Genomic DNA, 13,798 nt, shown 5'->3' on the forward strand with positions numbered 1-13,798 from the left:
TGAGCGATTTTTGTAATATATCGACTTACCGACAGTGTCCGACAACTAACCCAATAAAAAAATTGCCGGAATATATCCGGCAATTTTCTAATTACTTACGTAACTCCGCACCAAATTTCTCTTCTACCGCTGTTAATACACGGTTATGTGCTTCTGTTACTTCTTCGTCTGTTAACGTACGCTCTGCATCGAAGTAGTTCATAGAGAATGCAAGTGATTTCTTGCCTTCTTCCATTTTTTCACCTTCGTATAAGTCAAATAGTGTTACATCTTTCAGAAGTTCTCCACCAGCTTCAGCAATAACTTGCTTCATTTCGCCAGCTTTTGTTTCTTTCGTTACGACAACAGCCATATCACGTGTCATAGATGGGAAACGTGGAATCGCTGAGTAGTAAGTTTCTTCTGCGTCTGCACCGAATACTTTTACAAGAGATAGTTCGAATACGAATGTATTTTTCACATCTAATTGTTTTTCTGCTTCTGGGTGCAATTGACCGATGAAACCAATTACTTCGCCATCTAATACGATGTCAGCTGTACGACCTGGGTGCATACCTCCACGTTTTGCTGGTGCATATGTGATTTGGTTTGCAACGCCAAGTACGTCGAATAGTCCTTCTAGTACACCTTTCACAACGAAGAAGTCTACTACTTTCTTCTCACCTTGCCATGCATGGTGAAGAGCAAGACCTGTCATAACACCTGCAAGATGTTGTTCTTCTTTCGGAAGTTCTCCTTCTTCTGTCGGTAAGAAGATAGAACCTACTTCGTATAAAGCAACGCTGTCGTTTTTACGAGCGACATTGTATGAAACTGCTTCTAGTAATTGCGGTACTAAGCTTAAACGAAGTTGGCTACGTTCTTCACTCATTGGAAGTGCAAGACCTACAGGCGCCTTTTCGTTTTGCTCAACCATATATTGTTTCGCTTTATCAGCGCTTGTTAATGAATATGTGATTGCTTCATATAAACCAGCACCCTCTAAGAAGCGGCGTACTTTACGACGTTTCGTTTGTGCTGATGTTAATTTACCACGAGTCATCGTTCCAGAAGGTAATGTAACTGGAATGTGGTCATAACCGTATAGACGGCCCACTTCTTCTACTAAGTCTTCTGAAATTGTAATATCAGGACGACGTGCTGGTACATTCACGTGGAATGTTCCTTCTACTTCTGTGAATGGGAATTTCAAGTTTGTGAACATTGTACCCATTTCACTCGCAGAAATATTTGTACCTAATACACGGTTTACTTTTTCAGCAGTAACAGATACTGTACGCTCTTGTACTTGTAAGTTGTCAGCTTCTACTACACCTTCAAGTGCTTCACCGCCAGCATATTTCGCCATTAAAGCAGCTGCGTGTTGAATTGCTTCAAATGTACGTGTTGGGTCGATTCCTTTTTCGAAACGTGCACTTGATTCACTACGAAGACCTAAGTCTTTTGATGTACGACGTACTGTTTGACCTGCAAAGTATGCAGACTCAATTAGAACGTTTACTGTCTCATTTGTAACTTCAGAATCCGCCCCGCCCATTACACCAGCAACAGCTAAAGCTTTCGTGCCGTTTGTAATTACAAGGTGGTGGCTTTGTAATATACGCTCTTGATCATCTAACGTTTCAATTTTTTCGCCTTCTTTTGCAAGACGAACAACGATTTCTTTTGAACCTAATTTATCGTAATCGAATGCATGTAACGGTTGACCGTATTCCATTAAAATGTAGTTTGTAATATCAACTACGTTGCTAATTGGACGAATGCCAGCTGCCATAAGACGAGTTTGCATCCACATTGGTGATGGACCAATCTTTACGTTTTTAACCATTTTTGCAATGTATAATGGGTTTTCTTCTTTCGCTTCTACACTTACAGAAATATAATCAGAAGTTTTTTCTGCTGTTTCTTGTAAGTCGATAGCTGGAAGCTTTACTTCGCGGCCATAAATAGCAGCTACTTCGTAAGCAACACCTAACATGTTTAAGCAATCTGCACGGTTTGGTGTTAAGCCAAGCTCAAGTACTTCATCGTGTAAGTTTAAAATTTCAAGTGCATCTGCACCAACTTCAGCGTCACTTGGGAAGATGAAGATACCATCTGCGTATTCTTTTGAAACTAACTTTCCATCAATACCAAGCTCTTGAAGAGCACAAACCATACCGTGAGAAGCTTCACCGCGTAGTTTTGCTTTTTTGATTTTGAAGTTACCAGGAAGTACAGCTCCAACTTTTGCAACTGGTACTTTTAAACCTTTTGCAATGTTAGCAGCTCCACAAATAATTTGAACTGGCTCTTCTTCACCGATATCGATTAAGCATTTGCTTAATTTATCAGCTTCTGGGTGTTTTTCACATTCTAATACGTGACCAACTACAACACCTTTTACACCTTTATTTAATACTTCAACGCCTTCTACTTCAATACCACTTTTCGTGATTTTGTCTGCTAGTTCTTGTGCTGTTACATCTTTAATATCTACATACTCTTGTAACCAACGATATGATACGAACATACTTATCCTCTCCTTCCCTTACGCTCGTTTGAATTGTTGTAAGAAACGTACATCATTTGTATAGAAATGACGAATGTCATCTACTCCGTATTTCAACATTGCGATACGCTCTGCGCCCATACCGAATGCGAAACCTTGATATTCTTTTGAATCATAACCAGCCATTTCAAGTACGTTCGGGTGAACCATACCTGCGCCTAGAATTTCAATCCAGCCAGTTCCTTTACAAGTGCCGCAGCCTTTGCCATGACACATCATACAAGAAATATCCATCTCTACAGATGGCTCTGTGAATGGGAAGAAACTTGGACGAAGACGGATTTCACGATCTTCACCGAACATCTTTTTCACGAATACTTGCAGTGTACCTTTTAAGTCACTCATACGAATGTTTTTATCAATTACAAGACCTTCAATTTGCATGAACTGATGTGAATGCGTCGCATCGTCGTCATCACGGCGATACACTTTACCAGGACAAATAATTTTAATTGGGCCTTTTTCTTTATTATTTTCCATCGTACGTGCTTGCACAGAAGATGTATGTGTACGTAGTAACGTTTCTTCTGTGATGTAGAATGTATCTTGCATATCACGCGCTGGGTGATCTTTCGGTAAGTTTAGTGCTTCGAAGTTGTAGTAGTCTTTTTCTACTTCTGTTCCTTCAGCTACTTCATAACCCATACCGATGAATACATCTTCAATTTGCTCAACAACAGCCGTTAACGGATGGTGACAACCTGTTTCAACAGGACGACCTGGCAATGTAACATCAATTGTTTCAGTAGCTAATTTCGCTTCAATTACTGCTTTTTCTAAGTTACTAATTTTGTCGTCTAGACGCGTTTGAATCGCTTCACGTACTTCATTTACTAATGCTCCCATACGTGGACGCTCTTCTGCTGATAATTTTCCCATGCCGCGTAATACTTCTGTAATTGGACCTTTTTTTCCTAAATACGCTACGCGTACGTCGTTTAAGCCTTTCAGCTCTTTCGCTTCTTCAATAAGCTCTAACGCTTTTTGCTTTAGCTCTTTTAAACGTGCTTCCATTTTGGAACCCTCCTAATTTTAAAAATAAAAAAACCTCGCTCCCAAAAAGGGACGAGGTAAATTCGCGGTACCACCCTAAATTGACAGAACATGTCTGCCCACTCATTAGTTATAACGATCAATTCTGACCGGAACGCCTTTACATATACATGGTCCTGGCGTCAACTCCAGAGGTGAATTCACTTTCGTCTACCATAAGAATGCTTTCAGTCTACGACATTCTCTCCCTATATGGCGATTTTGTAAGCTACTCTTCTCTATCAACGTTTTTCGTTATTTAACTTTTAATATAATGTACTTCAACTTATTATAAGAAGTTTTTTATTTGTTCGCAACCGGGCTTTGCAAATAATACGTTAAAATCCCTGCTGCAACCGCAACATTTAATGATTCTGCCCCGCCGTAAATCGGAATATACAAGTTTTGATCCGTTTTTGCAAGAATTTCTTGGCGTACGCCATTTCCTTCATTTCCTACAATTAATGCAAAACTGCCAGCCGGCGTTACTTCACCATACGGAACTCCATTTTCAAGAGCTGTTCCATATACAGGAACGTTATTTTCTTTTAACTTGTCTACCCATTCTTCTAAGTTCCCTTTTACAATTGGTAAGTGGAAAATAGAGCCTTGTGTAGAGCGGAGTACTTTACTATTGTAAACATCAACACAACCTTCTCCAAGCACAACGGCGTGAATACCAGCTGCATCAGCTGTACGAATAATTGTTCCTAAATTACCTGGGTCTTGCAGGCCATCTAATAAAAGGAATTTCCCATCAGTAAGAGCTACTTCTTTCTCATGCTTCTCACAAACAGCAAATACACCTTGCGTCGTTTCTGTTTCACGAAGTATTTTTACAATCGCCTCAGGTACGATGTACATTTCCACATCATTAACTGTCCAATCTTTCGGAAGGTCTGTCTGATCTGAAACGATAAGTTCTGTTACAATTCCTGTCTTCAAAGCTTCCTCGACTAAGTGGAATCCTTCTACAAAAAATAAACCTTTTTTATCGCGTTCTTTTTTCGTTTGCAGCTTTTTCCACTGCTTTACACGCGGATTTTGTACTGAATCAATGTTTTTCATAATATGTATTTCCCTCTCTTCTTGTCTTATCATTATAGCCTATTTTTCATACATATTTACATAAAAAAGAACAAAAACTAACGTCAGTTTCAATTCTGAAGAAGAGGTGAAAGCAATGAGTTTTAATTTACGCGGTGCCGTATTAGCGAATGTATCTGGAAATTCACAAGATCAATTACAAGAAACAATCGTCGATGCAATTCAAAGCGGTGAAGAAAAAATGCTTCCAGGTCTTGGCGTTTTATTTGAAGTCATTTGGAAAAACGCTGATGAAAATGAAAAGCACGAAATGTTAGAAACACTAGAGCAAGGATTAAAAAAATAAGCAATTTGAAAATCACCTTTGCATAAGCTAAGGTGATTTTTTTGCAGAAAAATTTTTTCTTCTCCTAAACATTTCTACTTTACTAACGAACTATGATGGAGTACAATGTTCAAAATACATTTAAACCGATCGATTTTTCTTCATATACACCATAAGATAAAAGGAGTGAATGTTTTATGCACCGTATTACGCTTGAACAAATTTTTAAACACCACATTACACAAAAATACGTAAACCGTTCTGGAATGGTCCACGCGATCGCTGTCGCTTACCATGCGTTTCACCTAGCCAAAAAGCATCACGCCTCAGTCGATGCTGCCACAAAAGCTGGCTTCCTTCATGATATCGGACATCATACGTGGTACACAGGCGGCGAATGGGATTATGACTTATATAAAAAGAATGATATCCATGCAATTAAAGGCGCTGAAAGAGCACATAAATTACTTATTAGATTAGGAGAACATCCAAAACTAGCAAAAGAAATTTCTATTGCAATTCTTCTTCATACAGATTCTTTCTTAGTGGAACAAGAAATTGAAAGAACATCTCTTCAAAATATTATTAAATGGGCAGACGAAGCAGATGAAGAACCGGGCGGAGCGCATCATTATCGAACAATTTCTTATGAAAAAGCACTTAAAGCAATTCAGCAATTAGATCGATTGGTAGAGCGTGAATTGCAAATAGAGCAAGCAAAATTGAATAACAAGACAGAACATAGTTATCAATGAGAAAGAGGCATCACTACAGGGTGATACCTCTTTTATTATTTTATGGAAAATAAACCTTTATCCCGCATTAACGAGCAGTAAGACCCCCACCTCGAAATTCAGCAAAGACGAGGAAGTTAGGTGGAGAATCAACTGCCCGTAAAAGCCCAATTGGTGAGGGCTGATAATCAGTGGGGGATGAACCTCCCCAATGATTAAAGTTTCACTTTATATGTAATATTTAAATGTTACATTCAAAAACATCTTACTTTATAATTAAATATACAAATATAAAAGAGGTGATTTTACAAATGCAACCCGCTACACAGCTTTCTAATGAACAAAAACACTCGATGTCATGGGGACAATTTATTAGCTCTGTTTTATTCGCCTTTTTTGGAACTGGACTTATTACTATGTTCCTCGCAATGCCATTAACAATTTATACAGCAGGTCTTACAGATAAAAAACAAGTTGCCCTGTATGAATCTATTGCAAATACTGCAAGTACCGTATTACAACTAGCTGTATTGTTATTCTTCATTTTTAAATTCGAACCCGCAAAAAAATTACTACTAAAATCTTTTAACTTTAAAACACTGAAAGAATGGCGCACATACGTATACTTACTTCTTTTCTTCGTTATCAACATCATACTCAATTACATCTTGTTAAATTATGTGTTCCAAGACGCAACAAAGCAGCAATCTTCCGCACTAAGCTTAGACGTCTTTAAGCAATATCAAATATTATTACTTCTCAGCTTTGCAATACTCACACCCATTTTTGAAGAACTTATTTTCCGTGGTTTTATACTTCGCTTCTTCTCAGAACGCTTTCCATTTTGGATTGCAGCCATCGTAACAAGTTTCTTCTTCGGTATCGCTCATACATACTCACTTGGGGTAATGGTAATTACTTTCTTTATGGGATTATTAATGGCCATTTTATGTAAAAAAACAAAGTCCATTATTCCAGCTATGTTATTTCATATTATGAATAACATGTTGGCATTCTTGAGTTAAAAAGAGGTATCATCGCGATACCTCTCTTTACTCTTTTATCATAACTTCAAACTCTTCTACGGTTAGCGTTTTTGATAATCCGTATCGTTATTACCCATTTCCTTCAATTTATATATACTCATTAATAATATCAAAAATAAACCTCATGTAGTAAAATATAACTTAATTCACATAAAGGAGTTTACATATGTTCAGTATTATTTGGATGCTTTTCACGCCACTTCTCTTACTATGCGGGATTGCTGGTGGTATTTTTTTAATAGTAACGGGGATTAAATATCGGAAATTACTCGTTGGTTTAATGGGGCTACTTAGCCTATCCTTTGTCACACTACCTTTTGTTCTTTTAAGTGTAGGGATTCATATCGATACAATTTTCCCGATTCCAACTGCTCTTTACTGGACCCTATTTTCTTTAACTGGATTATTAGCAGGGGTAAGTGGAGTACAAGCCAAAATTAAAAGTATACGTAATATGGGATTCATTATTTTTACCATTGGAATATTAGGTGTTATCTTCTGGGAGCTCATGTCTGTAGGTGATTCATTCTATATATAATATTTTTTAGCAACCTACAAATCGGAGGTAATACAGAAGTGTTTGGAATATTAACTTGGATAATTTTAGCTCTTACTTTAATGTTATGCGCATTTATCGTTGGTATTTTTTTAATTATTTATGGTATTAAATGTCATAAATCACTCACTATTATAGCTGGTTTAATTAGCATATTACTTATCGTTGTTCCTATCGTTTGTATAGGTTCTGGAATAGATTTAGAGGGGATGGTTCCAATTTCGGGAACTTTATATTGGTGCTTCTTCTCTTTAGCTGGACTATTAGCTATTATAAGCGGCAGGCAAATATCGAGTATTTGTTCTATGGGGATAATTTTGTTTCTAGCAGGGCTGTGCTCCGTAACTGGTTATCATTTTTTATATCTCACTCTTTAAAAAGACAAAAAAGCAGGGAAATTAATTCCCTGCTTTTCTATTTGGTTTATTGCCTGATTGTAAGAAGAACGATAACACCCAAGCGATACCTGCAAGTATCGTTGCGATTAAGAAGGCATCGTTAATACCGTTAATTGCAGATAGCTTTGAAATTTGTCCATATAATAGTTGTGTGCTCATCGCGTCTCCTGCTTGAGCTGATCCAGCTAAGGCCGCTAAGCTTTGACCCATGCCGTGTACTTTATCAACTAAAATTGGGTTTGATGTTGTTAACATGTTGCCGTAATCTGCTACGTGGGCAGTTGTTTGTTGCGTCATAAGTGTAATTAAAATCGCTGTTCCAATTGAACCAGCTACTTGTCTTGACGTATTTTGCGTTGCTGTACCGTGAGAAATTAATTTCATCGGCAGCGCGTTCATACCAGCTGTCATAATTGGCATCATAATGAATGACATACCAATTGAACGTATAATATAATCCGTCATAATAACGCTATACGGTGTATCCATCGATAATTTTGTAAATTCATATGTCGCATACGTCGTAATTGCCAATCCAATTATTGCTAATGGACGAATACCATATTTATCGAATAATTTACCCGCTACTGGTCCCATGATCCCCATAATTAATGATCCTGGAAGAAGTAGTAAACCAGATTCAATTGGCGTAAAGCCACGAATGTTTTGCAGATATACTGGAAGCAATAACATACCTCCGAATAATGCCATCGTAACGATTGCATTAATTACTAAAGTAAAAGTAAATACTGGATATTTAAATACTTGTAAATCAAGCATTTTATTGTCCGTTGTTAACTCTCTCCAAATAAATAACGCTAAACCAATTACACCGATAACAAGTGAAATAATGACTTCTGCACTAGTCCAACTATTATTTCCAGCTTCACTAAATCCGTACAATAAGCTTCCTAGTCCAATACTTGAACTAACCACACCGAATATATCTAATTTCGTTTTAGACACCGGCTGAGCTAGTGTAAAGAATTTTAAAGATAGGAACGTAATAATTAAACCAATAATAAACATCGCATAGAACATTAAGTTCCAGCTATAGTTTTCAATCACCCAACCTGTTACAGTTGGTCCGATAGCTGGTGCTAAAATCATCGCTACACCTAGTAATCCCATCGCCGCTCCGCGTTTATGAGGCGGGAATAACGTCATGAAGATATTCATACCAACCGGCATTAAAATACCCGCACCAACTGCTTGAATTACGCGACCTGTCATCATCATTGTAAAGTTTCCTGAAGTAGCACAAATGATAGATCCTACCGTGAAGAATAACATTGCTGCTACGAATAATTTACGATACGTAAATCGTGAAACTAAAAAGGCACTAATCGGTACTAAAATACCATTTACAAGCATGAAGCCTGTAATTAACCATTGTGCTGTTGAAGTTGATACATTAAATTCATTCATTAACGGAGGTAATGCAACATTAATGATTGTTTGGTTTAAAATAGAAACGAACATGCCTAGAATTAATACAGCTACAACTGCTTTTACGTTCACATTCTCTACAGGCATAGACATTTGTTTTTTCGGCACTTCTTTTTCTTGTTTTACTTCTTCTTGCTTTCCTGTTTCTAACTCAACTACATTAGAAATTTCCGATTCTTGCTTTCGTTCAATTTCTTTCTCTTCTGTTTCAACTTTACTTACTTCTATTTTACTTACGGCTGGGACTTGTTCTTCTCCCATTTTCGTTTTTTTCTTTCGTAAAAGACGATTTACAAGGAAGAAGACGATTATACAAAATAGTGCATATCCTGCAATTACAATTGAGGACATCTCATCTCCCCCTTACTTATGAATACGAACTGTCACATTCATGCCAGGAACAATATTTACTGATTTGCTATGATCTAAAGAAATTTTAACTGGTACTACTTGTGTTACTTTCGTATAGTTCGCTGTTGCGTTGCTTGATGGCAACATAGAGAATGTATTCGCTGTTGTTAAGCCAACTTGTTCTACTTTTCCTGTTAACGTTGTATCTGGGTATGCATCTACATACACATCTACATCTTGACCTTTTTGAACATCATCAACATCTGTTTCTTCAATGTTTGCTGTTACCCATAAATTGTTCATATCAAATGCATAAGCAATCGGGCTACCCGCTCCAACGAAAGCATTTGTTGTCGCGTTTGATTGTACAACTGTTGCATTTTGTGGAATTGTTACATCTACTGTTTGTTCTCCATTAGCTGCCGCTACAGTAACAGTACCTAATTTATCGTTCTCATTATAATTTTTTCCTACTTCAGCTTTCCAGTCAGTTAGTTTACCTGCTACTGGTGAAGCAACCGGAATTACCTTTCCATCAATCTTTGCATTGTCTGTTTTTAAGTAATTTTCCGTTTGATTGTAATAGTAATAACCGCCAATACCGCCGCCAACTAGTACAATTAATGTGATAATGTTGATAATTACCATTCTTCGAAACTGATTCATTGCATTCCTCTCCTTATATCGCATATAATTTTTTTCTAAACTATTTATGTCCTTATTGTTTAGATTGTTTAATTGTTAATTATATTAACCTTTTAACAAAAAAATCACACCATCTGCAGCGTAAATCGAAATTTATCTACCTGCGAGCGGTGCTGATTTCTGAAGGACTATCGTTTATAATTATAAATAATTATTTTGAATCTACAACCGACAATTCACGTATGAAATGTCGTTTAAACAACAATATAATACCAATATGTTGTTTAAGTATAGAAAATTAAACGAGGGGAAATAAAAATGTCTATTAAAAATACAAATGATCCACGTGTAAAACGGACGAGACAACTCATACAGGATGCTTTTGTCGCTTTAGTAGGCGAAAAAGGTTTTGAAAATGTTACTGTTCAACATATCGCAGAACGCGCTCCTGTAAACCGCGCTACATTTTATAGCCATTACCACGATAAATATGACTTACTAGACAAAAGCATTGAAGAAATGTTAGAAAAGCTAACTGAAGTAATTAAACCGAGAAATAGAAATAAAGAAGATTTCCAACTAACATTTGATTCGCCACATCCAAGTTTTTTGGCCTTGTTCGAACATATTGCAGAAAACACTAACTTCTATAACGTCATGCTTGGTGATAAAGCTGCTGGAAACTATACGTATAAGATGATGAAAGCAATTCAAACGCATTTAACATTAAGCCTCTCTATTTCACAACCTAACGATGAAAAACTAATGGTTCCACGCGATATTCTCATTAGTTATGTTACTGGTGCCCACCTAGGAATGATTATGTCATGGCTAAAAAGAGGGATGATATATACCCCGCATTTTATGGCGATGCAATTAACTCGTTTAATTATTTTAGGGGCTCATACTGCTGCAGGATTAGAAAGGCCTTTTTAAAACATAAAAAAGCGAAGGAGAAGCTCCTTCGCTTTTTCTATTAATTAAATGTAATGTTATGTACAGCCTCTTTATCAAGACGTTTAATAACTTCTACAATTAACTTCACTGCATTTTCATAATCATCACGATGTAACATTGCCGCATGAGAATGGATATAGCGCGTTGCAATTGTAATTGCCATAGAAGGAATACCATTTACAGCAATGTGAATCGCACCCGCATCCGTTCCTCCGCCTGCTACTGAATCATATTGATACGGGATTTGTAATTCATCAGCAACATCAACTACGAAATCACGTAAACCTGTATGTCCAATAACAGAAGCATCATATAAAATGATTTGTGGTCCATCGCCCATTTTACTTTGTGCTTCTTTTGACGTTACACCCGGTGTATCTCCAGCGATACCAACATCTACTGCGAACGCGATATCTGGTTTAATATAATTCGCAGATGTTTTTGCGCCACGAAGACCAACTTCTTCTTGTACAGTTCCAACGCCATATACAACATTTGGATGCTTTTCATCTTTTAATTGTTTTAATACGTCAATTGCAATTGCACAACCGATTCGGTTATCCCATGCTTTTGCAAGTAACATTTTTTCATTCTTCATCACTTGGAATTCAAAGTAAGGTACAACTTGATCTCCTGGTCGTACGCCCCACTCCATCGCTTCTTCTTGGCTAGAAGCACCGATATCGATGAACATGTCTTTAATTTCAACTGGCTTTTTACGAGCTTCTGGAGGTAAAATGTGCGGTGGTTTTGAACCAATTACACCTGTTACATCTCCTTTACGCGTTACAATCGTCACGCGTTGCGCAAGCATAACTTGTGACCACCAGCCACCAACCGTTTGGAAGCGAAGGAAACCTTTGTCATCGATTTGTGTAATCATAAATCCAACTTCATCTAAATGACCTGCAACCATAATTTTCGGGCCGTTTTCTTCCCCTACTTTTTTCGCAACTAAACTCCCTAAATTATCAGTAGAAAGTTCGTCCGCAAACGGCTCAATATATTTCTTCATTACTTCACGTGGTTCACGCTCATTACCAGCAATACCACGTGCATCTGTTAATTCTTTTAGCATTGTCAATGTCGCGTCTAATTTTGTCATTGCCAACACCCTCCTTTTTCTTCAGTCAATTCATTATACAATAATTAAATTGAAATATTCAAAAATTAAATTAGTATCCTTGTGTTTGACGCTGATGATTTACTTCATTTTTATCTAAATATGCTTTTTCAATCTCTTCTTGTTCAAATTCAAGTGCTTGTCCAAGTCGAAGATAGCTCGTAAATAATTCAATATAGTTTGTAATAGATGGTTGATCTGTAAAACGAATTACTTTCGCATATGTGTCTAAGAAAATTTCCACTTGTGTTTTATTCGTCTGTGCACATTTATAGAATAGGAAGTTTTTATCAATACCTAAATCAATTCCGATTGATAAAATAAAATGCAAACCATCTACGTATTCTTCTAATATTACTTCACGTTCTGATGCTGGTTTGTTGCTCCAATATTTAAAACAACGTGTTTCATTTGCAAGTTCTCCAATTTCTACAAGAAGAGCTAACATTTTTTCTTTTAACAATTTTTTCGGTTGTAAGTCATGTTCTTTTGCAATACGGTCATCTAATTCTTTTTGTAATTTAAATAGTTGTAGTAAGTCCATTCTATTGTCCTCCTCCAACATCGCATTTTACGCAACAATGTTGTTTCATCTCAAAGTTCATTATTATGTTTCAGTTCTTATGAATAAGTCAGCTATCTAACTCTTTATAAAATAGCTTGTCCTTAATTTACAAATACGTTTCAGTCATCGCTCTTAAATTGTTCATCTGATGAAAGTTCCATATCATCTTTCCATTATAGCAGTGTCGTTTCAGCTAGGAAAGATACTCTTCTTTCCAAACGAGCAGAATTGAAAAAAGCCAGGAGTATTCTCCTGACTTCATATGTATATTCTTCTATACTGCTATAACTTTTATATTGATTTTGTCATATTGATAACAACATAGCCGTTAATCTTTAGAATTTCTTTCACTTCTAACTTCTATTTGAATACAAATAAAAAAACCTTAGAAGAAAATTCTTCTAAGGTTTCAACTAATTAATTAGTTAATGTTGTTTTTTGCAACTGTTGCTAATTCAGCGAAAGCTTTTTCGTCATGAACAGCTAAGTCAGCAAGCATCTTGCGGTTAACTTCGATGCCAGCATTTTTAAGACCGTGCATTAAGCGGCTGTAAGAAAGACCATTCATACGAGCTGCTGCGTTGATACGTGTAATCCATAATTTACGGAAGTCACGTTTCTTTTGACGGCGGTCACGGAATGCATACATTAGAGATTTCATAACCTGTTGGTTAGCAACCTTGAATAATGTATTTTTTGAACCGTAGTAACCTTTTGCTAATTTAATTACTTTTTTACGACGTTGACGAGTAACTGTACCACCTTTTACTCTTGGCATAATATTACCTCCTAATTGTTCTATATATCAGCCGAACTTATTTTAAGTTGTCAAGCATTTGACGAATGCGTTTGAAGTCACCAGCGCTTACTACACCAGCTTTACGTAGTTTACGTTTAGCTTTTGTAGATTTGTTAGCGAATAAATGGCTTGTGTAAGCGTGAGAACGTTTCAGTTTACCTGATCCAGTCTTTTTGAAACGCTTTGCAGCGCCGCGATGAGTTTTTTGTTTAGGCATAGG

At 36.8% G+C, this 13,798-nt stretch carries 15 protein-coding genes and 1 other annotated feature; of the genes, 6 read left to right on the top strand and 9 right to left on the bottom strand.

Annotation, left to right across the window (positions count from 1 at the left end):
• Positions 1 to 91: 91 nt before the first annotated feature.
• The 3 genes from pheT to ACTFN4_RS05215 form a co-directional block, all read right to left on the bottom strand.
• Positions 92 to 2,512: a phenylalanine--tRNA ligase subunit beta gene (pheT, locus tag ACTFN4_RS05205; protein ID WP_410989148.1), complete on the bottom strand. Its 2,421-nt coding sequence runs from the start codon at positions 2,510 to 2,512 to the stop codon at positions 92 to 94.
• An 18-nt stretch (positions 2,513 to 2,530) separates the two neighbouring features.
• Positions 2,531 to 3,565, bottom strand: coding sequence for a phenylalanine--tRNA ligase subunit alpha (gene pheS / locus ACTFN4_RS05210; RefSeq protein WP_000388219.1), 1,035 nt, complete (start codon positions 3,563 to 3,565; stop codon positions 2,531 to 2,533).
• 44 nt (positions 3,566 to 3,609) lie between these two features.
• Positions 3,610 to 3,838, bottom strand: a binding site (T-box leader).
• A 48-nt stretch (positions 3,839 to 3,886) separates the two neighbouring features.
• Positions 3,887 to 4,684: a TrmH family RNA methyltransferase gene (locus ACTFN4_RS05215; RefSeq protein WP_002026395.1), complete on the bottom strand. Its 798-nt coding sequence runs from the start codon at positions 4,682 to 4,684 to the stop codon at positions 3,887 to 3,889.
• An 82-nt stretch (positions 4,685 to 4,766) separates the two neighbouring features.
• On the opposite strand from ACTFN4_RS05215, the gene sspI reads away from it, so the two are divergent.
• From sspI to ACTFN4_RS05240, 5 genes are all read left to right on the top strand, one after another.
• Positions 4,767 to 4,976, top strand: a complete 210-nt coding sequence (gene sspI / locus ACTFN4_RS05220) for a small acid-soluble spore protein SspI (RefSeq protein WP_000009509.1) — start codon at positions 4,767 to 4,769, stop codon at positions 4,974 to 4,976.
• A 176-nt stretch (positions 4,977 to 5,152) separates the two neighbouring features.
• Positions 5,153 to 5,710, top strand: a complete 558-nt coding sequence (locus tag ACTFN4_RS05225) for an HD domain-containing protein (RefSeq protein ID WP_000554786.1) — start codon at positions 5,153 to 5,155, stop codon at positions 5,708 to 5,710.
• A gap of 290 nt (positions 5,711 to 6,000) precedes the next feature.
• Positions 6,001 to 6,714: a CPBP family intramembrane glutamic endopeptidase gene (locus ACTFN4_RS05230; protein WP_001182108.1), complete on the top strand. Its 714-nt coding sequence runs from the start codon at positions 6,001 to 6,003 to the stop codon at positions 6,712 to 6,714.
• Positions 6,715 to 6,901: 187 nt separating this feature from the next.
• Positions 6,902 to 7,273 carry a hypothetical protein gene (locus tag ACTFN4_RS05235; RefSeq protein ID WP_000491395.1) on the top strand — a complete coding sequence of 124 codons (372 nt, stop codon included), beginning with the start codon at positions 6,902 to 6,904 and terminating at the stop codon, positions 7,271 to 7,273.
• Between the two features lie 38 nt (positions 7,274 to 7,311).
• Positions 7,312 to 7,668: an ammonia permease gene (locus ACTFN4_RS05240; protein WP_439962111.1), complete on the top strand. Its 357-nt coding sequence runs from the start codon at positions 7,312 to 7,314 to the stop codon at positions 7,666 to 7,668.
• A gap of 21 nt (positions 7,669 to 7,689) precedes the next feature.
• Here the strand turns inward: ACTFN4_RS05240 and ACTFN4_RS05245 are convergent, their stop codons facing one another.
• Both ACTFN4_RS05245 and ACTFN4_RS05250 read right to left on the bottom strand, forming a co-directional pair.
• Positions 7,690 to 9,489 (bottom strand): DHA2 family efflux MFS transporter permease subunit, encoded by a 1,800-nt coding sequence (locus tag ACTFN4_RS05245; protein WP_000095295.1) that lies wholly within the window; start codon positions 9,487 to 9,489, stop codon positions 7,690 to 7,692.
• A gap of 12 nt (positions 9,490 to 9,501) precedes the next feature.
• Positions 9,502 to 10,155 (bottom strand): HlyD family secretion protein, encoded by a 654-nt coding sequence (locus tag ACTFN4_RS05250; RefSeq protein WP_001071419.1) that lies wholly within the window; start codon positions 10,153 to 10,155, stop codon positions 9,502 to 9,504.
• Positions 10,156 to 10,452: 297 nt separating this feature from the next.
• Between ACTFN4_RS05250 and ACTFN4_RS05255 the strand changes: the two genes are divergently transcribed.
• On the top strand, positions 10,453 to 11,070 hold the full coding sequence (locus tag ACTFN4_RS05255; protein ID WP_000023672.1) for a TetR/AcrR family transcriptional regulator: 618 nt from the start codon (positions 10,453 to 10,455) through the stop codon (positions 11,068 to 11,070).
• A gap of 40 nt (positions 11,071 to 11,110) precedes the next feature.
• Here ACTFN4_RS05255 and ACTFN4_RS05260 read toward each other — a convergent pair whose 3' ends face one another.
• From ACTFN4_RS05260 to rpmI, 4 genes are all read right to left on the bottom strand, one after another.
• Complete coding sequence (locus tag ACTFN4_RS05260) at positions 11,111 to 12,196, bottom strand: M42 family metallopeptidase (protein WP_000163555.1); 1,086 nt, start codon at positions 12,194 to 12,196, stop codon at positions 11,111 to 11,113.
• A 70-nt stretch (positions 12,197 to 12,266) separates the two neighbouring features.
• Positions 12,267 to 12,758, bottom strand: a complete 492-nt coding sequence (locus ACTFN4_RS05265; RefSeq protein ID WP_000365050.1) for a dUTP diphosphatase — start codon at positions 12,756 to 12,758, stop codon at positions 12,267 to 12,269.
• A gap of 442 nt (positions 12,759 to 13,200) precedes the next feature.
• Positions 13,201 to 13,557, bottom strand: coding sequence for a 50S ribosomal protein L20 (rplT, locus tag ACTFN4_RS05270; RefSeq protein ID WP_001138362.1), 357 nt, complete (start codon positions 13,555 to 13,557; stop codon positions 13,201 to 13,203).
• Between the two features lie 37 nt (positions 13,558 to 13,594).
• Positions 13,595 to 13,795: a 50S ribosomal protein L35 gene (gene rpmI / locus ACTFN4_RS05275; protein WP_001125945.1), complete on the bottom strand. Its 201-nt coding sequence runs from the start codon at positions 13,793 to 13,795 to the stop codon at positions 13,595 to 13,597.
• Positions 13,796 to 13,798 lie beyond the last annotated feature (3 nt).

Origin of the sequence: Bacillus cereus group sp. MYBK95-2 (assembly GCF_051915225.1) — a bacterium.
GTDB classification, from domain to species: Bacteria; Bacillota; Bacilli; order Bacillales; family Bacillaceae_G; genus Bacillus_A; species Bacillus_A cereus.